A 22,248-nucleotide genomic window follows, 5' to 3' on the forward strand; every position below is an offset into this window, starting at 1 on the left:
GGCTGAATTCGGCTTCGACGGGAGACAGGCATGTGGCGGTTTATCTTGATCCGTGGCGTTCTCATGTGGGGGATCGGAACCGCCGTGCTGTTCGCCGGCATCCAGGCGCTGCAACATCATGGCGTGAGTGCGGCCCAGATGATTCGCTATCTCGGCATGTTCATGATCGGCGGTATCTTCTGGGGTGCCGCGATGTGGCGTATCGGCACGAAAACGCGAGCGTCGGGGCGCAACGGCGCGTGACGCGCGATGCCGCCCATCGAACGCCCGGGAGCCCGACCATGCATGCCGATCCCCGCCTCGCCGTTCCCGCCGACCTGCACGCGATCGAGACGATCGTTCGGCTCGCCTATTCGCCGTATATCGCGCGCATGGGCCGGCCGCCGGGACCGATGCTCGACGACTATGGCGTGCTGATCGACAACGGCCGCGTGTACGTTGCCGAACGCGACGGCACGATTCAGGGCGTGCTCGTGCTGATTCCGGAGCGCGACGCCATGCTGCTGGACAACGTGGCCGTCGCGCCCGCCGCACAAGGCACCGGCCTCGGCCGCCGCCTGCTGCACTATGCCGAGCAGGCGGCGCGAGCCCAGGGCTACCGCGTCATCCGGCTCTACACCCACGAGACCATGACCGAGAATCTCGCGCGGTATGCGCGCATCGGCTATGCGGAAACGCACCGCGCCGAAGCGCACGGCCTGAAGCGCGTGTTCATGGCCAAGCCGCTCGACTGACGCGGCGAGGTATCGGCGATCCCTTACGCGCGCTAACGACATGACCGTGCTCGAACCGAAACCCGTCTTGACGCCGCGCGAGGCGCTCGCACGCTACGAAGACGCATTGACACTGCGGCTCGCCGACGGCCGTCCGGCGGTCCTGCCCGGCGTGATCGGCACGATCTATTTCGAACGCGGCTCGCAGCCGCAGGTGCGCGCGGCGATACTCGAATGCTTCGACCGTTTCGACGCGCTGTTCGGCGCGCACCTCAAGGGCGGCAAAGACGAGGATCTCGGCAAGTTCACGCGGCGCACGGCCGCGGGCGTGACGCGAATCCGCCGGGCGATCGTCAGTACGCCGTCGTTCCGGCAGGTCAGCGTGATTCGCTCCAGCGCCACCGATCAGGACACGGCGGCGCAGTACAGCATCCAGACGCTGACCGGGCTCGCGTTGCCGCAGGACTACGTCTCGCCGACCGGGCGGTTGCGGGTGCCCGCCGGCGCGGAATCGGGGCTGTCGTGGCTGAAGTTCACCCTGCCGATGCAACACGTCGAGACGGCCGAGGGCACGGCTCAATACGAAGGCTTTTTGCGGTTCGTCTGCGAGCGCCTGGTGGTGCGCGGCGGCTACGGCGGCTTCGCGCCAGCGCTCCCTTATCGCTATCACCCTCATACGCTTCACGAACGGGCGCTGGCCGAGCGTTTCAGCGGCCTCGAAATCGACAGCGGATCGCACACCTTGAGCGAACGCTACGATCCGGTCTCATACGAAGGCGAGTCCCGCGACGACCTCACGGCGGTCTACGACCATCTCCATCCCGGCGCGAAAGTCGGACGATGGGGCTTCATCAAAGGGGTGAACTGGTACACGCTGCTGGGCGATCTGTTCGTCGCGCGCCTGGGCGGCGAGACGGCCTTGCGCCGCGCGCTCGAGCGCCCCGACGTACTAATCGAGCGCGTTGGCTCGTGTCTTTTGATTCGCGCGGGAGACGTGCCGCGACTCGGCGCGCCCGAGGAAGGCTTGCCCGAACCCTACGTTTTCGTGAATCGCGTCCTGCGCGTGCTGCGCGACCCCAACGCCTGCGACCTGCCCGCCGAAGGCGGCGAGGGACCGGCGGCAAGCGGGACGAACCCGCGCTCGTGGGCCGCGCGCTTCGACCTGCCGGACGCGCCGCCGATTCCCGAGCCGCCGGCCATCGTTGCGCAACCCTGAGTTGCCGCGAGTGGAACCACGCGTTCGTCGTCGGCAAAGTCTGTTGCAGACCGGATGCGAGCGCGCCGCGCCCGAATCGCCGATCAACTCTGGCTCCAGTCGATGCGATCGAAAATGCCCTGCAATTTGGCGCCGCGCGACGGGTTCAACATGGCCGCGTGCGCGACGTGGCCCGCGAGCGCCGCGCGAAAATCCGCGCGGCCGTCGCGATTCTGCGAAGCGGGACCGTGCCGCACGCAATTGGTCAGCAGCGCCTTCAGCGCGTCGAACCGGTCGCGCGCCAGATTCGGATGCCGGTTCACGACCACGCCCGCCAGTTGCTGCCGCACGCCCTGCGCCATGACGCGCGTCTTGCGCGGCTGCACGCTGAAGCCCTCTTCGAGCGCGATGGCCGCGACCCAAAGCGGCAAGCGGTCCGCCACGCGCTGGAACCGCGCTGCGCCGGAAAACGCCAGATCGTCCGCATAACGCGTGTAGTTCGCGTCGAGCGACTGCGCGAGCGCGGCGAGACGCGTATCGAGCCGCCACGCGCACAGGTTCGCGAGCGCCGGAGACGTCGACGCGCCCTGCGGCAAATGCCGCGCGCGCAAACGCCGTTGTTCGGTCCAGTCGAACTTGTCCTTCAACGCGCCCGAGGTCAACATGCGGCTCGGCACGCGATTGGTCGACAGTGCGGTGAGCGCGCGAGCAACCGCCACGGGATAACCCAGCGCGTGAAACACGGCGTGAACGCGGCCTTGCGTGATCGAGGCGAAGAAGTCGGCGAGATCGAGACGGATCACGAGCGGCTGGTCCGCATGCGGCGCCGCGAACGACACGATGCTGCGGCCGCGGCGAAACCCGTGCGCGGCGTCGTGCGGCGGCACGCGATCCAGCAGATCGTGCAGGAGCTTGTGCTGCACGAAACGCAGGAGCGGCTTGGGACGCTCGATCAGACGATTGCGCCCATCGCGCTTCTCGCGCGCGTGATACGAATAATGATGCAGCGGCGATGCCGCCTCGCCCGGCTCGACACGCCAGCGCGTGGCGAGCCACGCCAGATCGCCGCCGGCCACTTCGAGCCACTCGGCGAGATCGCGCAGCGTCGCCAGGCGCGGCAGACTCACCTGCTCGAGCCCGGGCGGCAACGGCCGCTGGACCGGCGCACGCCGTACGATGCGCACGACTTCCGGCCGCGAGGCGTTTCCGAACACCGTGGCGAATACGGGCAGTTGCTCCAGCGAGCGCGCCAGTTCGTGGGCGGGGATCGCGTCCCATCGCGGCGCGAAACCATGTGCGGCTTCGCGGGCAACGTCGTCCATCCACGCACGGTAGGTACCGAATACCGAAACGAGTCGCGCGACCATGCCCGCCAGTTCGGGCGGACCTGCGAGCAGGGCGTCGCAGGCGGCGACGAGCGTGTCCCGGAAGTTGAGTCGCATGATGGCAGGCGGGGTGATGAGTCAACGTGCCAGTCTGGCTAGCGCGTTCTTGCGCGCATGCGCAACGTGGCGCTGGCGATGTAGTACGGCTTGCGAGTCATCGGCGGGGTAACCCCGCCGTCCGGAACGCACTGCGTGCTCCCGGGTCATGCTTGACCCACCGCCCCGCGCACCGACGATAAGCGCCGCGCGTCGCGCATGTCAAGCGCGCCCGCCGCGCGGTATCTGACGATGGCCGGGTCAGCGTTGCGCGTCGTAAGCGTGTGACTCGCGACGATCAGCGTATTCGGTCCACTCGGTCCATTCGGGCAACTCGATCCCATCCCACCCCTCCTGATCGACACCACGCGCGACCGTTTGCACACGATCCCACCCGCGCTCCGTTTGCGCGACCGCCACGGCACACGCGTTCATCGTGCCGATACCGCGTCGTTCCCGCCTTGTGTATTCGAGCCGATACACGCCCACCCCGCCAGCGCAGCACGCTGCCCGGACTTCTTCGTCCGTCAGCCATTGGCGCGTTGTTGCGAAGCGAGCGGCCCGCTCGTCCCAGAAGGCCCATTGGTATTCCCAAACCGGCTCCATGACCTGACAAAAGTACTGTATGGATGTACAGTATAGCCAGGAAATCAGGAAGACGGAAAGGCGCTCTGCCCAGATCGATTCGAGCCCGCGTAGGCGCGGAAGATCGAACGCGCGCCTTCGGCACCCTCTATCAGGACGTTGCGCAATGACAAAGCTGGATGACGAAGCGAAGGCCGAGCTGCTCACGTTCCTCGTGGTGGGGCAACTCTTCGCATTTGCCCGCGTGGGCGAGTGGTTGCGCGCGCGGCAGCTCATCGCGTCGGCGCAAATGTGGCTCGACTCCAATGGCGCCGCGTGCGACTGGCTCGAACGCGCGCGTCTCGTGGAGGCTTGCCGGGCGGTCGCGATCGAGGCGCTCGATCTGCCGTTTCCGCAACTCGAAGCCGACCTCGTGCAACTTTTCAACTTGAACCGCGGCTGGTTTCTCGACTACCGGAAGCCTATCGTCCAGCAGATTCACGCGCTCAGCGTCGCCCACCTCTCGCGCGGCGGGCTCGCAGCCGGGAACCGGCGCGACCCCGCGCTGCCCGGCCACGACGCGGCGGGCGACCCGGAGGACGAAAAAAGAGGCCGCCCAAGAGCGGCCCCGTAAGAGTTCTAGCCTTTCCGAGGGGCGTTCGCTAGAACCTGAGAGCTTGCACTGTAATGTTATATTATTACCCAAGCAAGAAATTTGTTGGAAGGGCGTGACACGGCTGCAACGGCCCTGGCGTTCGATCGAACGGGCGCAAGCGTCGCTCGCGTAGGCGCGCCGCGCCGCGCGTCCAATGATGCTAGCCTCACCGCATGCGCGAACCATCGACGGAACAACTCATTGCCCTTCAGACGTCATGCGACGCCTGCTTCGGCACGCCGGCCGTCTGGCCAGTCGTCGCGCGTGCGTACCGCGAGCCGCAACGCCATTACCACACGCTGGTGCATATCGGCGAGTTGCTGACGAGTCTCGCGCCGTTCCGCACGGACCCGTTGTGGCCGGCCATCGAACTCGCCGTGTGGGGCCACGACGCCGTCTATGCAACGCATCTGCCCGACTACGCGGAGAACGAAGCGCGCAGCGCCGCGTGGCTCGTGCATCTCGTGAGCGAGCAGTGCCCGGCCGCGTGGCGGCATGCGCACGCCGCGCATGTTTCGCTGGCCACCAACGTCATTCTGGCGACGAAGCAGCATCGCGTGCCCGAGTCATTGGCCAACGACCCGCGCCTGCGCCGCGTGGCGCAGCTTTTTCTGGACGCCGATCTCGCCATTCTCGCCGCACCGGCGCAACGGTTGATCGAATATGACCGCGACATTGCGCGCGAGTGGGCGCAGGATCCGGACGCGCCGGCCGAAGCGTTTCGCGACGGAAGATATCGCGCGCTGCTGGGCTTGCGAGCGCACGCGCCGCTCTTTCACTCCAACGAATTCGCCGCGCTGGAACCGCTCGCGCATGCCAACCTCGACGTGCTGATCCGTCGCTACGCGCTACCGCGCGAGTAAATATGGCGTCCATAGGGAATTCTTTTTTATACCGATATAGGCTAACCACTTATCTAGAATACCTTTTCGTTAAATATATATCTATATTTAAATTAGTAGTGTACCGATAGTTGGCATAGCTGCCGACCGACGGTTCGATGCCCGCTTCGGCCAGCCGTTCGCTGTAGCGAATGCTGACGTATTGGCACCCTCTGTCAGAATGGTGTATCAAGGTTCCGTCCGTCGCCCGGGCGTCGCGCGTAAAGCGCCTGTTCCATTGGCGCAATCGATTCGACCGCCGCCCACATTGACGGATGCTCGCTACGCTGCTCGCGCACCAGACGCACCGCGCGCTCCCGGACTTCCGGGGAAAACCTGGTTACCTTCTTGTTCATGGCTCCATTCTCTCAAGAGTTGGAGCCTCCACAAAATCCGGGGCGGTTCAGGCAATAATTCTGTTACTCGGCGACTGGGCGCTACGAAGACAAATGTGACGCCGTGTCCAAAATAAGGACATCCATCAAAATGGCATGCTCAGCCTTCCTTCGTGGGACCCTCACAGTGCAGAAAGACAGAGCGCACGTTGTATAGCCCATTCACATTTTCGCCCCAAAACGCACGGACTCTGCTCTCGCGATCGATCAGCTCGATGCAGCATGGCAGACTATCGTGCGAAAGTTCGATATGGTCGTAGCGCAACCGTTCCCCACCCAGATAACCTGCCTCTACACGATAGAGTATTGCCTGTCCGATACCGTCATCACTAGCCTTACGGAGCAAATGCTGGGCCAGTGACGGACGTACGAGAAGGCGCCATAGACTACGCCGAAGGCCCACTGGAGCGCGCTCGGAATGACGGAAATAAATGCGTAGCGAGATCAGCCGAGACATTCTGTTCAAAATCCGATGACTATTGATGACACCATCCCCAAAACTCAGGCAGTGACTGTCCGCGAAGAAATTCTGGCGGACGCTCGCTGTTTCTGGCACCGCTCACAGGAGCACGTACCGGGGACATGGACGCGGCGCTTGAGCCCGTTAAATGCCTGAACTACAACTTCGAGACGCGTAGTTTGCAACAGTCGATCATATTCGTTGACGACGACAGTCGCATCTTCGAGCAGCGAAGGAGCAACGTTTGACTCCGCGGATGCGGCCGCATCGAACAACACGTCAATGAGCCGATCCTCCACGCTCTTGAGGAAGCTAGGCGTGAGCGTTCCGTACCCAGCCTTGGTAACAAGCGTGGTAAACACGACCACTTCGGCAATCTGATCGACGAGTCCACGTACCCTTTCGCCATTGCGCAAACGCTGAAGCCCTATTCGGGTGAACAGAACAGTCCGATCCACCTCGTCGCGTGGCATTGGCGACAACATCGCCTTAGAGTAGGCAAGTAACTTCTCTCGACGGACTACGTCGAGCTTAGTAGATTTTGACAGCGGTGATATCGTCGCCACCTTTTGTGCCTCCGTTGCTCTTAACTGTACCGACGTCAAGCGCTGGATCTCTCGCGTCTCGTGCTACCTGATTCCACCGCGGCACGCTTCGAACTACGGCTTGAGTAGTAAACGCCAAAGAGTATCGTCACGGTTGCAAATAAAACACTGCAAAGCGATGACACAGAGAAGATAAATTTCCCCGTTATACTTTGAACCACAAAGAAAGTAAGCGGCGACAATCCGTTCAAAAACACGACTGTCACTGGGCTCAAGCGCTTGATTCCAGATTGCAAGGAGAACAAAGGTATCAGGTTGCCCACTACAGCAATAAATGCAATCTGCCAGTGAAATTGCCGAACGTTTTCCAGCAGAACCTGTTTGTCAACGAGGCCTCCCGCAAGGGCGATAAGCAAGAAGAATCGATACGTCATGATGGTTGACGGTGAGATACCAGAATCATTTAGCCTTTTTGAAACCACTGTATTGAGAGCGATCGATAATCCGCATAGCAGTGACATTGAAACACCTATCGCATATACTTGGATTTCATTCGCGGGTCTGCCTGAGCGGCCGGCAAAAACGACAAAGGCAGTCACAAGCATCGCAATGCATAGCGAACCCGCCCACCAGATTTCCGTCGTCGATCGGTTGCGTTGACCCAACAACGTCACTGAAATGCAGATCGTAGCCAGCGGCGAAACCGAGTTCACTAGGGTCGCTGAGATCGCCGGCTCGCAATACTTAACTGCAAGGAAGAAGCTGAACCAGTTAGCGGCCGTCGTGATATTTGAACATACGATATAAAGCCAAATTTTTCGCGTGAAGCGTAGAAATTGACATCCATGTCGGGACAGTATATATATATTGAAAATTATTGATATAATAGAAAATACGCACAACAAAGTAGAAAACACATCAGTCTTGGCGAGGAATGTTGACAAAAATACACCATTTATCGCCGACATGAGAACAAAGAACAAAACCTGCGCAATCCCAACAATGGTACTCGCGTTCATTTCATTACCCTTATGAACGATTTTTGAATGCGATCCCGCTCGCATAAGTAACGGAGCGTAGGGCTGCTGAGTCGCTCGCCGCGCTCCATCGATAAAATCATGCTACGCAACAAGGCTCGCCGATAGAAATCTCCGGATCAACCACCAGATGGGGCGCGTTCCATTACGCCCCCATATGAGGCAGCCCTGCGGGAATGGCAGCCTAACTAAGTCAGAAGGCTGCCTGCAAAGGCGAGGTCCTCTCGGGAGCCGCCGCCGCCGTGGTAATCGCTTTGTCCAGCATCGCCATCCCCCGCGCAATGCCCGCATCGTCGATAATGAGTGGCGGCAGCAGCTTTACCACCTCATCTTTCGGACCGCAAGTTTCGATCAGGAGACCAAGTGAGAGCGCAACTGCTTGGACCCGAGTTGCAAATTCTGGATCGTCGAACTTCAGACCTCGCATCATGCCCCGGCCGCGCGCCTCACATCCATGCTTCGCGTGCTTGGATGCGACTGCGATTAGCAGGTCGTCAAATAATTCAATTTTAAGGGCCAGCGCATCTGCGAAGCGCCGGTCACGCCAGTGCTTGTCGATCATCGCGCGGGCAGCTACGAACGCCAAGTTGTTGCCACGGAACGTTCCGTTATGTTGCCCCGCGCCCCACACGTCAACGTTCCTCGCCATCAGGACGAGTGCCATCGGCATACCCATCCCGCCAATGGACTTTGACACAGTGACAATGTCGGGAACGATTCCCGAGGGCTCGAAACTGAAGAAAGTGCCCGTTCGGCCACAGCCGGTCTGAATCTCGTCGGCAATAAGCAGAATCTCATGGGCCCTAGCAATACGCTCCAGGCGCTGCAACCATCCAGTACTCGCTACGTTGATACCACCTTCAGCCTGAATTGCCTCGAAGATAACGGCGGCCGGGCAGTCGAGGCCGCTGCTCGGGTCCTCGAGCATGCGTTCGAGGAGATCGAGGCCATCTATGCCATCGACGTAGCCTTCAAATGGTATGCGCGCAACGTTGTTCAGCGTCTGGCCCGCACCGTCACGCTTACCCCGATTGCCAGTGGCGGCGAGCGCGCCGAGAGATACGCCATGGTAGCCGTTGGTAAAGGCAACCACATTACTGCGCCCCGTTTTCAGGCGGGCGACCTTTAGCGCGGCCTCAACGGCGTTCGCACCGGTAGGGCCCGTAAACTGAACCACATAGTCCAGACCTCGTGGCCTGAGAATCGATTGTTCAAACGCAGCGAGAAATTCTCGCTTTGCTGTCGAGTACAGATCGAGCGTCGTTACGATGCCATCATCGGCAAGGTAATTGCTGACCGCCGCAACAGCCTCGGGTGGATTATGACCATAATTTAACGAACCTGCTGCGGAGAAGAAATCGATGTAACTCTTGCCTTCCTCGTCAAAGACATGATAGCCACGACCGCGCGCCAACACGACGGGAAGCGAGCGGCAATAGCTTCGCACACCTGATTCAATTTTCTCAAAAATATTCATTGCGTTAATCCTTTCACGAGTGCCATACAACGCTTGTTTCGAGTGCTTCACCTATCGCCAGACCTCAGGCCTGTACAAGACGCATATGCATTGCTGCGAAACCGACAGCTGTCTCGTCGAGCACGGCGTAGTCAACGATGCCATCTTCCTCTCCGGGATGCCGCCCGGCCGCGCCCACGCAAATATGCGTAATGCCGTTTGAGATATGGGTAAAGGCGCGGTGTAGGTGCCCAGTTATCAAAATGTCGGGCCGCGCACCGTTTAGCCGCCTCCGCCACTCTTCACTCGAGCCGTTCACGATCATTCCGCGCTCGATATCGGCCGGAGAAGCGTGGACCGCGAGGCACGAACGATTAGAGAGTCTGAACGAAAAAGCTTCCGGCAAATTCCGAATGAAATCGTATTCGACCGCGCTTAGACTACTGCGAAAAGCCTTCATCGACCGCTTCTCGCGTTTGTCCTCCTCGCTGTTCGGCTCCCATGCATCGAGCCAGCTCGATGTGATATAGGACTCGGTATTGCCCTTGACAATACCGAAGATCGGCATCGACGTGACCATCTCTAACACATCACGGGGCCGCCGGCCTTCAATTCCGGTCCAGAAGAGATCGCCCAACAGCAACGGCGGATGATTGATGCCATTGGACTTTAGCTCGGACAAAATCTGTTCGTATCCCTTCGCATTACCATGAATGTCTGTTACCACGGGAACTGCACGTTTACTCAACCAATGCACTGGTTCTCTCCTTGGCAAAAAGACCCTGAGCACATCGGCCGAGTTCCCACGTTTGTAGGCTTGAACTTGGCAACAGGAATCTGCCCCGAAGCTCGGCCACGAAACCTTCCAGCGCAGGGGCATCCGAATGAACACAGTGATCGCCTGTCTTACGGCTGCGAGCCAGCACTGCCGCACCGTTCGCCTCAGACTTGGCCTGGACGTACGCCGGTGCGCGGAGGTAGTGCCTCGCTATCCACCTTTCGTCCAGATCGCCGATCGCGCAATCGAACAGTTCGGCGGGGCGACCACAGGCCCGCGCGACGCCAGCAAGTAAGCGTTCGGCGATTTGGTCTACGGTAACGCCCTCCCGCTGCATCGCCACACGGTTGAACACAAGCAGACCGTTTTCCGCTGGGTGGTAAAAGCAGACACTCTGTTCAGGGTCGATACTGCCCGCATCGCCGAGCACTAGCCAACCATATTCCCGGAGCAGCACGTTGGGGTACAGCAAAGTGTCCACAGGCACCATACCGTGGTCCGCGCTCACTAGCACATTAGTATCCAGCCCGGCAATGCACAACAGTTCGACGAGCAGCGCATCGATACTCGCGAGCAGGCGGTACAACAGCGGCTCCACCACTGCGCGAGCCGCATCCGTCGCATAAACGCATCCGCCGGAGATGAAGCCGAGCAGCTCATGGACAGCCAAGTCGATGACCGGCTGATAGGCCAACACCAAACTGCTGCGCGCTCCCTGAGCCTCCCGAGTGGCGAACAGGCAGTCATCGGCATATCTCTTCGCTAGTCTTTCAAGGCAGAAAACAAACAGGCGCTCCGCAGCGCCGTCGCCACCGTCATGCAATGTCTCGCCCAGCGCTCCCGTTCGATAGGCTCGGGAGAGCGTCGCTCCAAAGAAAGGCGTGTCATTCATGTGTCGCAGGTACTCCTGCGTCTGCCGCTCGTCGCCCACTACGCGTGGCCTCCATGCCCCCAACAGAACAAGCGCTCGTGTGCCGTCGACGTCCGTTTGGTAGAAGATCTCAGTGTCGAGGCCATCGGTGAGGCGCAATCGTTCGACTTGCATCGGCCCTTTCAGGATCCGTTCACGCCCATCGGCACAGCGTAGAAGCACATCGTCTCCACCCCGCCAAAGCGCCTGCCATGCGGGCGCTTCGCCGACGTTCAGATCCAACGGCCGGCCAACTATCAAAGGCCGGATCGCCGGAGGCAGTTCGGCCGGGACAAAGCCGTAGCTGTATAGCTGCAGGCCCGCACCAAGCTTGTCGACGTCGACAAAAGGTACATGTAAAAGGTGAATCGTCGCGCCTGCCTCGGCTGCAACTTGCCAAAGGTAGCGAGGTCGACCAGCAGGCGCGAGAGCGAATGCATCGTCGATGCCGAGGGGATCCCCCAAATGGAGACGTGGAAGAAAGTAGCCCGTGAGACCAGTATCCGCCGGTTGGCGGCCGGAGAACAGACTAGCTAACGACGGTGGCGTCTGGCAGTTGGGAAATGCTGGACGTAGACGCCGCGCCCTACCCTCGCGGATTGCGCGACCGAGCGTTGGCAACTGCCCTGCGAATCTGTCGACGAGGTCATACGGAAGGCCATCCACCAGGAGCCAGACGAGCTTCGCCATGACTACGCCCCCAGTACCGGCGACACGAGTTGTCCAAGGTCACGTTCGACAATGGCACGCACCTGTTCCCTAAGCTCTTTCAGGCTGCAACCGTCATTGTCAATCGCGATGTCGTGCTCAATGGCGAAGACATTTGCGTCGAGCTTGCTGGTTGCCGAGACCTTCAAATCGCCGCGCTGAGCCAAGCGCGCCGCCCGAAGTTGGGCGGACGCATGCACCATTATCGTGACGAAGCCCAGCTCTCGCAGAACCGGCCAATCGACAGCCAGATCGCGCAAATCGTCATTGACAACGGCCGAGGCAGTTGACGCATGGTACCGACGCATGAAGTCATCGACGATAGAGCGCGGGTTCAGCGTTCGCAGCGCATCTGCGATTCCCTCCATAAGAGGGTGGTTCTGCTGGTGGCGGGAGATGTCAATACCGGCGGCCGAGTAGAACGCGGCCTGCAGGTGGTACAGCGGCTCGGCTAGCTTGACGACTTCACAGTCAAGACCGCAACGCTCAATCTCTTCCTTGAGCAGCTTAGCAACCGTGCTTTTTCCCGCGCCCGCAGGCGCAATTACGCAGTATTTGAGTGATCGCGCACGGCTCATGCCAACACCTCGTTCCAATCGACCGACGCACCGCCATTACAGCGTAGCCAAGGTACCGATACCAAATGTCGAAGCACGGCGATCTCGTGTTCCGGCTCTGTGCGGGTGATGGGTTGATACATGCCGTGCCACCGGCCCGGGGTGAAATCCCTCGGGTGTTCGACAAATTCCCTCAACAATTCGACTGAAACCGTGCTGGCTGGCACAGCCTCCACCTTGCGCTCCTTTGCGGAGACGTTCGGGAAGATAATCCCGAGCACATCACGCACCCGACCGTCGCCGGCATGCGGAACTGCTTCGCGATACCGCACAGGATCGATGAGCTCCTTATATGAGTCAGCCTTGCGCTCCGCTCCGCCGTCATCTCTGACCCCCAGGCGGTCCGATAACCCGGGGATGCTGCGCAAAGTTCCCATGCCTACATGAGGGTAGTCGGGCCATCCCCGCACCCATAGCCCACCGTCTCGTTCGCGCAAGAGCACTTTGTCACCGGACAACAGTTCGAAGCGCCCCTGAAAGACGAGATGCAACAACGTGGTCGTCTTGCCAGCGTGCTTTTCACCTAAGATTAGCAACGTCCCACTTTGGGAATTCACAGCGCTAGCATGCAGGAGAACTGTACCGGCGGCCTCCTCGATCAGCAGCGCTGTATAGCGAATTATCTCGATCAGGTGTACGAATGACATCTCGCCTACGTATGCATCGATACGCCGCGTGACCCGATTCACGACGAAGGCCGTTCGCGTACTGTCGTCGAGGATAGCCACGACGTCTCCGGGTGCTTCACCGTACAGTGCCGCCAGATCGAACGACGATTTGCCGCTGGTGCGTATGGTGATTGGCTGCCGACAGCACTCGCGCCAAACTGCTGGCAGATCGCCGAACTCAGCTGCGACAATCGAAAAATCGGCCACCGTCGGATCACAATCGACTGGTGTGAAATATGGGCTTAAGAAGGCGGCCACTTTTTCGATCACCTGCCGGACCTCACCGGATGAGCTGAGGCCAATAGTGACCACGCCGTTCGAAACAAAGTTCAAATCAGCCATGATTCCCCGCATCGGCTAGCTGTCGATCGACCGCGTGCACATGGTCACGCAGAAATGTTAGCTTCGAGTAGTTGCTACGACGGAAGGTCAAGCCCATTTCCGACATGAACTTTTCCACTTCCTGGGTTATGCGCTCGAAGTCACGGTAGATACTCGCTTCGTTGGGCTGCCCCCGTGTCTTCAGATACTCGATCTCACATTGTTGCAGGCGGCCAGTCCCATCCGGGTGACCATGCACGCGACAGTCATCAAAATTCACCATGAACAGGTTGCCAGTCTCGACAATTTCGCAGGCGAGATCCAGCCGTGTGCGTCGCCAATCCGGCAACGGTTTGAGAGGGTAATCGAAGAATTTCGACAGCGCCGCCTCCGCACCCTCATCGAGCCACTGGTTTTCGTAGTTGCGCTCCCAGCGCTCGAGCGCGTCCTCGTTGAACACCTTCTTCTTGAAGGTGAATAGCGGGTCGTGCCACGCATTCTTTCGCTTGCAATATTGCATGACCGACACGTATCCGGCATCGCCCCGCGGATTCTCGGCGATCTCACAGAAGTGGTTGTCGTAACTCCAATACTGTATCTCGTCGCCCAACTGCGGCACGATGCCATCCATCTTCCGACCGTCAACGCGCGCCCACCACTCGCGGCAAAGCGTGAAATAAGGAAAATTCTGATCGATCTCGAACTTCTGCTCCAGTTCGATGTCAGGCAGCCCCTTGATGTAGAAGCACTCCCAGTTGTTCAGCAAGAGATGATCACGATCGTATGCAGTTTCAAGCGCTCGCGAAAGCGAGCCTTCCCCGTTGATAGGCATGCCGACGCGAATCATATGCACTATCCACGGGTCCACTCGCGTGAGCCGATGATGAATGACGAAGCGATCGTCGTCGGCTAGTTCGACCACGGCAAGAGGAATCAAGTCGCAGAACAGATTACCAATCACGATTGCGCCAGTGCGAGCGATGCGTTTACCAGAGGGCAAAAGCTCGAATCCTGTCGTCGTGTCGATGATGGAAGAGATATCCTCCAAGATCGAGTGGACCTCGGGACGAAGTTGGACTGGCAGGTCAAACAACTGAAGGGCGCAGTCTTGCTCATCGGTGGGTTGAGAAAAGCGCAGTTTCCAGCTGCCGTATGCGACAAAGTATTTAGACATTGCAGATCTCGCTTTTCGTGTTCAAGGATTGGTCAAGCTTTCGCACAAAGTCGAGCTTCGAATACAGGTCTTGTCGGTATGAAATGCCTGCTCGGCGGAGGAAATCCTCTGCAAACGCGCTAGCCACTTCGAATTGCTCAAACACGTCATTGATCGGCTTCCAGGTACGCGAGCGGCAGTACTCGACCTCGCACTGGCTGAATGCAAGTTCCCTCGGGGCATCCACTGATCGGCAAATATCAAAGAAGATTCCGTACACGTTCCCAGTGTCGAGCGATTCGAAGTTGACGTCAAAACGCGTTCGGCGATATGACGGGAGCGACCGAACCTTACCGCCGCACATTTCGGCCGCGTGTGCTTCTGCATCTTTTAAATCGACGTTTTGGTTGAATTTCAATGTTTCTTTACGGATCTCGGAATTTTCCTTGAACCACTTCTGCTTTACGCAAACGCGGCCATCCGACTGAGGGATATAGGCGATATATCCGGCGTGTTCTTCCGGTTCGAGAACTTCCACGATGGTGGCTTCGTAGTCGTACACCTGGAACTCGAGGTTGAATTCCGGAATGAATCCGGGCAACTTTCCCTCGATCACCTCCTGATATAGCTTATTGATCATCTGCCATGTATCGGGAATAGCGTCGAAGGTGAATTTTCGTTCGAACTCCAGATCCTGTCGCCAGCGACCATAGTTGCAGGCGTCGTTGGCGCTCCGGCGGGCGATTTTGAGGGCTCCAAAGCCGTTCTTCATGGAGCGAACGAAGTCACCCGCATCCGCGCTGGCGACCGCTTCCGTGTGATAGTTGACATAGATAACCCCCCAAGGCCCTGTATCAGCAACGTGGTAAAGGCGCAGGAATTGGTCGTCAGCAATGCCAACGACGAGCGGAAACCAATGCGTGGCCTCTGCAGCGGTTGGCTCGTCAAGTAGCGACTGCAACGCGGTGACCGAAGCGGTAGACGCAGCGCGCTGGCGTGCGTTGAAGAAGCCGAAATCAAAGGGGAAGGATGCGACATCCTTGGTGCGCCAACCGCCTACGCCATTCGGCGTATAGACGCGAGAGGAATGGAAGTCGCCGATGCGGAAAAGCACGGAGTTCTTTCCATGCTGCAACGTTTTATCATTGCCAGACAAAATCGCTCGCGGAAGCGCTTGTTCGTCTGCTGGACAATTGTGGTCCTCCGGGCGCATCATGGCCAAAAATACTGTTTTCATCATTTTTCCGATTAGTTAGCGATGCTATTTGTTTCATGTGGCTTTGCGTCGAGCGTGTACAACATGCCTTCGTCAAGTGAATTGAATAGCTCAGACGAAGCCAAGGCTGGCACGCCGTGCTCGCGCAGCAGGATGGCAAGGTGACAAAGCATCGCCGCATCTGAGAACACAAATCCGGCCACGTGTGGCAGCAGTGGTGCAAGGGCTGCATACGGCCGCGAAACGGCAACGACAGGCGGCTGCGGAAAGCTTTTGACGCGCTCCATGATCGCTGCGAAGGTCCGCCCCATCTTCTTGGGATCGGGGATACCAGAGAGGCTAACCGCCGGCCCATCGCTGAGTTCGATTAACGCGGTCGAGTCATCGATGTGGCACACCGGGCCCATAGCACATCCGACCGACACAACGCTCGCACCCGCATTCGAGATAATTGGAAGCGTAGAGTCTGACAGAGGCGAAATGTCGATCAGATATAGGGTGCCATGCGTGTATGCCCATTCCAGCTGCACGCGCCCGAAGCGCGCCTGCGCGTGAGTGGTCACCCGTTCAAGGGAGCCAACGGACTCCCTGTCGAAGGGGTGATCCGCGGCCTCCTGACCGTCAAGCACAAAGATACTGGCCACGGCGCTGCCGCGATTCAATGCAAGGAGTCCGTCGGCAGAGTACTCCACTACGACCTCTCCGCTCCCGTTAAGGCGTGATATCAGCCCGAAGTCACCCTTGATGTAGTCTCGTACCAGAATGCGGTAGAGCTGATTTGGATGTGTGGTGGCGTTGATCAGCGATTCGCCAAATTGCGACTTTTCGACCACGACCTGCCGTATACGGTCATTTATATCCAATACGATTTGCGGCCCCTTGAAGGGCGCAGCAATTGCCTCGACGCTGCCGGGCGCCAGCAGCGCATCGCGGTTGAGTAATACGAGCTTGGCCGCGCCCAAGCCAATTCCCTCCGCCCTTCCGAAGGCGAACAATGGACCTCGCTTGGAACGAAAATACTCGGCAAAGTCAGGTAACGGACGCACACGCTCAAGCTCAGACTCGTCCATCCCGAACAGGTCGTACACTGCGAGCACGGGGCCTTCGGTGAACACTGCTTCAGACTGCGTAGTAATCGCGCGCACCTGCAGCAAATAGAGCTCCTCTTCGTCGTGTGCCCACTCGACGTCGACGTCGTGCGAAAACAGAGCCTTCAGGCGGTGGACAAGATCGAAAACGCGGTTGCAGACGGGCACAGCGACTTGCGGAGCATCGCCAAGATGTCCTTCTCTGACATGAACCGCAGTCGCTCGGCCCGAAACTAGGGCATCGCCAATCTCACGCACGTATTCTAGTTGGGCCCCGCCCGTGCCCTGCGGCGCCGTGGAGAACGCGACGCCGGCATAAGCGGCGTCGACCATGCGTTGCACCATGACATTCATGCGGAGGCCGTCGCTGAGGCTACCGCTGTCCAAGCGCTCATTGATAGCAGCGCGCTCGAAGTAGGACAACCAGACCTTGAGCGCTGCGTCAGCCACCGGCTTCGGAGTTGCCTGGATGTTCAGTATCGATCGGTATAGACCGGCATAGCTACGTCGCGCTGTATCCTCGGACAACGCGGCCGACCGCACCGCAAGACACACATTCGGACCGCAGCCCATCTCAGTTAGCAGCCCTGACAGTTCGTCAGTCACATCATCATTCCAAGCAACACCCTGCAGTAGATTCGTCAACTCGAGCATATGATCGTCGATAAACGCACCAGAGGTGGCAGTAATCTGATCGAGCAGACGGTCGATGCTGGCATTCAAGACCGTATAGTTTTCAATGTGAGTACGAAAGAATCGTTCATCCAGCAGTCGAGTGACTGGCACGGTAGCGATCTCTCTCGACGCTAATAGGTTTGCGTATTTGCTGGGAAGCGACATGCTATTTACCTTGATACAGTTTCGGATAGCGTGGACTCATGCCTCACTGCTGGCCAGTTTGGTTACGTTCGCCTCTTTGTACTTGGCCATATCCTTGTAGATCTGCGATTTCATTGGGCCTGTCGCATTTTGATATTTGCCGTCATAGATCATGCGTTCGCCAGAGGGCTGCCAAAACATCATCTGACCGATGCGCATGCCTTCATAGACGCGGATCGGGTGAATCGCAAACAACTGCAAAGTCCACTTGCCCACAAATCCGATGTCGCCCAACGGCGCTGACAGATTGATAAACATACCAAGACGCGCGACCGACGAGCGAGCCGCATATGTTGGTGCAAAATAATGGCTACCGATTCGCTCGCGTGTAGCAGCGAGATACAGCGTCCACGGCTTCAGCACTAGCTCACCATTAACCATTTTGATCATCCGCGTCGGATTTTCCGATTTAGTGTCGATCACACCCTCTTCATAGACCAATAAAGTATCCGACAAAGTAAAATTATAACTATTCGGATTTACGCAGGATTCGTCGAATGGGTCAATGATAATTCGCGCCTTACCAACCTCTTCGGTAATTTGATTACCAGTCAATATCATGGATTTTCCCCAGACATCATTGAGCTAACAACTGATCTTGAATCTTTGTACCTTCCGGCGTAGGTCTTTACTTCTCCCTTGTTACACCAGAAACAAATCTTTCCGATGGGCATACCTGCGTAGACTCGGACCGGCAGCAGCGTTAAAATCTCCAGCGTCCAAGGAATAATCGCTCCCGTATGACCAAGTGGTGCGCTGGTTTGGATAAATATTCCCGTCGAGCTGGTAGACAGGCGCGCGTACAGTTCGCTTGCGTGAATATGACTTCCCATGCGCTCAACGGTATGTCCCAAATAGAATTGCTTGGGATGGAGCACGTAACCTTCCTTGGGTATCTCTATTTCCGTTACGTGAGTATCCTTGTTCGATTCGTAAGCATCGACGACGTCGTCACGGTAGACCATCAATTTCGACCCAAGATGAAATCGATAGGAATTTGGCTCAATGCAATCTTTATTGTAAGGTTCAATTACAATTCGCCTTTTTGTCACTTCCAATTCGATTTCATTGCCAGTCAATATCATGGCTAACTCCGATTAGATTCTGGTTACGTGCGACGCTGAGAACATATCGAAATACTTGCAGATCAATGCAACGGCATAGACCACCATGAAACCACTCAGAGCTACGTCGTAAGCGCGGCTAGTTATTTTCCTGAAAAATAAACGTCCGCAGATTAGATAAGTGACGGCGGCAAGGCCCGCGAATTCGATGTTATCCAGTACCGCACCAAGACTGCGCTGCCAGATGAGAATTCCGATCTGCATCGTAGCAAAAGCGACATAGCCGTCCACGATCAATCGGCGAACTTGGTTTTTCTCTGCATATCGCGCCGATGAATAGATAGCCAACAGACCGCCCCCCATGTTGCTAAATCCATGCACTAAACCGATCAAAATCAGCGCTGCGGGTTCGTGCCGCTGCATGAACTCCTGGAGCCGCGTCCTAAGAGTTTTTGAAATGCGGATAGCAGCACTTGTCAGCAGGAGTGCGGCGACAATCAATTCAAGGTGAATCGTCAGGTTTTTCTGCAGCGCAAGGTATAGCGCAACAGCACAAAATGGTAAGGCCCAAATTAATATCGGCCGAATGTTGATCAATCCGGCTTCGCGTTCACCGATCGATTGCAGCAAACTGACCGCCAACGACGCTGGCAATAAAATGCAAAGCGCATCCTCAAATGAATAGCCTAATAATAATAGAGATGGCGTACCAAACGCGAGAAGGCCTATACCAAATATCGATTGCACAAGTGCACATGTAACCACGATGATATAAATCATATTTTGTTAGAAATCCTAACATCAATATTTATCAAAAAATTTTGCCGCTCCGAACGGTGAATGAGAACCACCGATTTTATTTGGAGCGAGCAACGAACCGGAATCGGTCGTTGCTACGTTCTTTTAGTCTGGGTCACACAGCACTGGCGTGTACGACTGCAATGCCTCAAAGTCGATCCTTAATTGCTCGATGTCATCATTGCGCATGGTTAAAATTCCAGCAGCGTCCGCAATTGTCCTGGAATTAACAACGCTCCCCTCCTCGATCAGCCAGCGGATTTCGAAATCGCTCTTCACCTCGGGTTCCTGCAAGCTCACAACACGGCCATGGCCAACCGGTAGAAGCGCAGCCACCACGTTGTCCCGAGCGTCAACTTTCAGTTCGTCGAGTGCCTCTGGCGACGTATTCTGAATTAGATATGCATCCATCATGTTGTAATTTTTATTCTTTATATGGAAATATACGCCCACCCCCCCCGGCGCGCGACATGCGATCTCTAAGAAAACCGGCTCACCGGTTTTTTTGTCGAGAAAATATTCGTGGTGCGTACAGCCATTTTGCATACCCAAAGCTCTGATTACCCGTGCGTTGTAATCCTCAAGCTTTCTTTTCAACTCTGGATCAACTGCAGGAAATCCCGTGAGTGGTTTTCCCATAACGAAATCAAAGTTGGTACATCCGAGTTCAAACGTGCCGGTGAATTCTACGCCACCTTGATGAACGAACGAATCCGATTGGTACATGATTCCGTCAATGAATTCGTCGATTTCATATTCGAAATCGTAAGGTGATTCCTCGATATTGGCACATGCCGACTGCAGATCTGAAAATCGGGAGATGATCGATACGTTGAGACTACCGGCTGCGTCGACTGGCTTCAGGACGAGTCTTTCACCCAAAATTTCACCTAATCTGGAATAGTATTCGTTGGGGTTATCTTTATATGCATCGAAATCGAATTTGAGATGTTTCGGCGTACGGATTCCGGCATCTTCCACCACCTGTTTCATGATCAACTTGTTACGGAAGCGTTCAACCATCGCGACCGTATCGCCGGGAATCCCCAATTGCTCACGCACCATGGCAGCGTGATGTACGTTTCCTTCTTCCTGGCAAAGTATCCGGATGGCATTCGGACCGCCCACCATGCGCATCTCTTTTTCAATAGCGCAGCGGACTTCATCGAGATTCAAAACTGGCCGCACGCCTTCATTTAGAGCTGCGGTGACTGGGATCACGTGGTCGAAATACGCTGCGAGCGCGGGGGCAACTCGTTCGCCCTCGTAGGTAATGAGCACCATTCGCACCCCCGATGCGCGAACTCTGGAGACCAAGCCGGGCGTGGCCCATTGCAAGTAGTTCGTCGCAATGTAGACAATCGTTTTAACAATTTCCACTATACCCCCCGCCGATCAAATCGCGGACATCCTCGATTACAGACATGTAGTGTCTCCAAAAATCAGTTAGCACTCTACGTACTGATGGTGCGCTCTCCTTCGATGAGGCGAGGCGCATGGCCTGGTCCGAGGAATTGTGTGCGAGACAATTCAGTTGCATCGCAGCATTCTCCTACTTGGTAAATCGGAGTTAACCGCAAAGCCTCTCGCGCCCAAGGCTTCCACATCGACTACACGCCGTCGGTACGATGCGTCCCCATCAGCGTGATTAAATGCCCATTTATTTTTGGGATATACCTATCATTCGAGCAGGTTGTTAAGACATAGCAACGTGATAACAGGAAAATATGCGCCCCGTGGATTCGGCGGTCTCCTTATGGCACAAGAGTGAAAGCCGCCCCTATATCGTTATTTCTCATAGTTAGATTTTGCAATTTGTTGCATTGTAGGAATGCTGATTGTTGCGTCCGTGAGCTTGTGAGCGAGAAAGGGAGCGGCACGGTTATTCCGGTAACCGGACGGAACGATTGCCTCCGTTTGCTGCGCAAGTGTAGTTTCCGGATGCCCGCGCCAGCACGGGTGAAGACTCATGCAAAGTGGAGCCGCCCCCTGGAACCTCGGACTCGGTCTCCCACCTAAGTCTGCTGTATTTGCCGCGCGCGGTAGATATCTGGCGGCCATGGACTCCAAGTTCGTGGCAGTGTTGGCGCACCGCCTTCGAGTCGCGATACTTTCAACGATCAGCCGTCCATCGGCTAGTGCAGTCGTGAAGGTTCACGCTCCGAAACCGTTTGCCCCGCTGCCCTGTTGTCTGGACCTGGCGGAGCGGGTCGGACAGCGCCTTGAAGGCGATCAGGAGCATCGTGTTCCGCGATTCCCCGAACGGCTTGGAGGCCGGCTTGCTAGGGATCTACCTTTCGCCTCGAGCCAGTCAGAAGACGCGGTGTTCGGCACGATAATGCATTCGGTCTTGCGAGGGCAGCGAGGCTATATCGCCAAGCGCTATTAGCGATACGGCCTCGTTTTTGGTCCAAACACGCGGCCTGGAAAACGCGGCGCGCCAAACCTCACGTCACCCAATAGCCTGTTGCCTATACTGAGGAGACGCTCAGCTCTTCCACCCGGCCGTCGTTTCCCGGCACCGCCTCCCTCTGCACGCTGCACGCGCGGTGTGACGGCGCCGGCGCACGCGACGCGATCCGGCGATATTGCCGCAGGTACGTTCTGCCCACGGTGTCGCGCGAATGGCCAGCGGCGCGGCACCGGTCGCGCTTCCAGTTCGGACGAAGGCAGCCTGACGATCGCTGTTGTGGATCACGTTGACAGCGATCACGATGCCTCAGTGA

21 protein-coding genes and 1 pseudogene are annotated in these 22,248 nt (G+C 57.4%); 5 read left to right on the plus strand and 17 right to left on the minus strand.

What is annotated here, in order from left to right; all coding sequences use genetic code 11:
- The first annotated feature begins 63 nt into the window (after positions 1 to 63).
- The 3 genes from FAZ98_RS22310 to FAZ98_RS22320 are packed head-to-tail and all read left to right on the plus strand — an operon-like array spanning position 64 to position 1,929.
- A complete protein-coding gene (locus FAZ98_RS22310) occupies positions 64 to 243 on the plus strand; it encodes a hypothetical protein (protein ID WP_158954154.1) in 180 nt (59 codons plus the stop codon).
- Between the two features lie 38 nt (positions 244 to 281).
- Complete coding sequence (locus tag FAZ98_RS22315; protein ID WP_158954156.1) at positions 282 to 734, plus strand: GNAT family N-acetyltransferase; 453 nt, start codon at positions 282 to 284, stop codon at positions 732 to 734.
- 40 nt (positions 735 to 774) lie between these two features.
- On the plus strand, positions 775 to 1,929 hold the full coding sequence (locus tag FAZ98_RS22320) for a type VI immunity family protein (protein WP_158954158.1): 1,155 nt from the start codon (positions 775 to 777) through the stop codon (positions 1,927 to 1,929).
- An 83-nt stretch (positions 1,930 to 2,012) separates the two neighbouring features.
- Here the strand turns inward: FAZ98_RS22320 and FAZ98_RS22325 are convergent, their stop codons facing one another.
- Positions 2,013 to 3,350, minus strand: coding sequence for a reverse transcriptase family protein (locus tag FAZ98_RS22325; protein WP_158954160.1), 1,338 nt, complete (start codon positions 3,348 to 3,350; stop codon positions 2,013 to 2,015).
- Between the two features lie 730 nt (positions 3,351 to 4,080).
- Between FAZ98_RS22325 and FAZ98_RS22330 the strand changes: the two genes are divergently transcribed.
- Positions 4,081 to 4,527: a hypothetical protein gene (locus FAZ98_RS22330; protein ID WP_158954162.1), complete on the plus strand. Its 447-nt coding sequence runs from the start codon at positions 4,081 to 4,083 to the stop codon at positions 4,525 to 4,527.
- A 194-nt stretch (positions 4,528 to 4,721) separates the two neighbouring features.
- The gene (locus FAZ98_RS22335) at positions 4,722 to 5,411 is read left to right on the plus strand and encodes an HD domain-containing protein (protein WP_158954164.1); all 690 of its coding nucleotides are present in this window, start codon (positions 4,722 to 4,724) and stop codon (positions 5,409 to 5,411) included.
- Between the two features lie 118 nt (positions 5,412 to 5,529).
- Here FAZ98_RS22335 and FAZ98_RS35705 read toward each other — a convergent pair.
- The 16 genes and pseudogenes from FAZ98_RS35705 to FAZ98_RS22420 all read right to left on the minus strand — a co-directional run.
- A pseudogene (locus FAZ98_RS35705) lies at positions 5,530 to 5,668 on the minus strand (IS3 family transposase); the annotation flags it as partial.
- A 256-nt stretch (positions 5,669 to 5,924) separates the two neighbouring features.
- The gene (locus FAZ98_RS36195; RefSeq protein ID WP_158954170.1) at positions 5,925 to 6,281 is read right to left on the minus strand and encodes a DUF190 domain-containing protein; all 357 of its coding nucleotides are present in this window, start codon (positions 6,279 to 6,281) and stop codon (positions 5,925 to 5,927) included.
- A 44-nt stretch (positions 6,282 to 6,325) separates the two neighbouring features.
- Positions 6,326 to 6,850 (minus strand): hypothetical protein, encoded by a 525-nt coding sequence (locus tag FAZ98_RS22355; protein WP_158954172.1) that lies wholly within the window; start codon positions 6,848 to 6,850, stop codon positions 6,326 to 6,328.
- Between the two features lie 35 nt (positions 6,851 to 6,885).
- Complete coding sequence (locus tag FAZ98_RS22360) at positions 6,886 to 7,848, minus strand: DMT family transporter (protein WP_158954174.1); 963 nt, start codon at positions 7,846 to 7,848, stop codon at positions 6,886 to 6,888.
- A gap of 211 nt (positions 7,849 to 8,059) precedes the next feature.
- Positions 8,060 to 9,343: a diaminobutyrate--2-oxoglutarate transaminase gene (gene ectB / locus FAZ98_RS22365; RefSeq protein WP_158954176.1), complete on the minus strand. Its 1,284-nt coding sequence runs from the start codon at positions 9,341 to 9,343 to the stop codon at positions 8,060 to 8,062.
- A 64-nt stretch (positions 9,344 to 9,407) separates the two neighbouring features.
- Complete coding sequence (locus FAZ98_RS22370) at positions 9,408 to 10,049, minus strand: metallophosphoesterase family protein (RefSeq protein WP_158954178.1); 642 nt, start codon at positions 10,047 to 10,049, stop codon at positions 9,408 to 9,410.
- Between the two features lie 13 nt (positions 10,050 to 10,062).
- Positions 10,063 to 11,700, minus strand: a complete 1,638-nt coding sequence (locus tag FAZ98_RS22375) for an alkaline phosphatase family protein (protein WP_158954180.1) — start codon at positions 11,698 to 11,700, stop codon at positions 10,063 to 10,065.
- A gap of 2 nt (positions 11,701 to 11,702) precedes the next feature.
- A complete protein-coding gene (locus FAZ98_RS22380; protein WP_158954181.1) occupies positions 11,703 to 12,296 on the minus strand; it encodes a dephospho-CoA kinase in 594 nt (197 codons plus the stop codon).
- Positions 12,293 to 13,345: a phosphoenolpyruvate carboxykinase (ATP) gene (locus FAZ98_RS22385; protein WP_158954183.1), complete on the minus strand. Its 1,053-nt coding sequence runs from the start codon at positions 13,343 to 13,345 to the stop codon at positions 12,293 to 12,295. The genes FAZ98_RS22380 and FAZ98_RS22385 overlap by 4 nt, the downstream gene beginning before the upstream one ends.
- Positions 13,338 to 14,498 carry a hypothetical protein gene (locus FAZ98_RS22390; protein WP_158954184.1) on the minus strand — a complete coding sequence of 387 codons (1,161 nt, stop codon included), beginning with the start codon at positions 14,496 to 14,498 and terminating at the stop codon, positions 13,338 to 13,340. Before FAZ98_RS22390 ends, FAZ98_RS22385 begins: the two co-directional genes overlap by 8 nt.
- Entirely contained in the window at positions 14,491 to 15,717 is a 1,227-nt protein-coding gene (locus FAZ98_RS22395) for a hypothetical protein (RefSeq protein ID WP_158954186.1), read from the minus strand. Before FAZ98_RS22395 ends, FAZ98_RS22390 begins: the two co-directional genes overlap by 8 nt.
- Positions 15,718 to 15,725: 8 nt before the next feature.
- On the minus strand, positions 15,726 to 17,621 hold the full coding sequence (locus FAZ98_RS22400; RefSeq protein WP_158954188.1) for a PEP/pyruvate-binding domain-containing protein: 1,896 nt from the start codon (positions 17,619 to 17,621) through the stop codon (positions 15,726 to 15,728).
- A 36-nt stretch (positions 17,622 to 17,657) separates the two neighbouring features.
- Complete coding sequence (locus tag FAZ98_RS22405; RefSeq protein WP_158954189.1) at positions 17,658 to 18,221, minus strand: dCTP deaminase; 564 nt, start codon at positions 18,219 to 18,221, stop codon at positions 17,658 to 17,660.
- Positions 18,218 to 18,745 (minus strand): dCTP deaminase, encoded by a 528-nt coding sequence (locus FAZ98_RS22410; RefSeq protein ID WP_158954191.1) that lies wholly within the window; start codon positions 18,743 to 18,745, stop codon positions 18,218 to 18,220. The genes FAZ98_RS22405 and FAZ98_RS22410 overlap by 4 nt, the downstream gene beginning before the upstream one ends.
- 12 nt (positions 18,746 to 18,757) lie before the next feature.
- Positions 18,758 to 19,504, minus strand: coding sequence for a TSUP family transporter (locus FAZ98_RS22415; RefSeq protein WP_158954193.1), 747 nt, complete (start codon positions 19,502 to 19,504; stop codon positions 18,758 to 18,760).
- A 123-nt stretch (positions 19,505 to 19,627) separates the two neighbouring features.
- Positions 19,628 to 20,902, minus strand: coding sequence for an ATP-grasp domain-containing protein (locus tag FAZ98_RS22420; protein WP_158954195.1), 1,275 nt, complete (start codon positions 20,900 to 20,902; stop codon positions 19,628 to 19,630).
- Between the last annotated feature and the right edge of the window lie 1,346 nt (positions 20,903 to 22,248).

Origin of the sequence: Paraburkholderia acidisoli (assembly GCF_009789675.1) — a bacterium.
Classification (GTDB): domain Bacteria; phylum Pseudomonadota; class Gammaproteobacteria; order Burkholderiales; family Burkholderiaceae; genus Paraburkholderia; species Paraburkholderia acidisoli.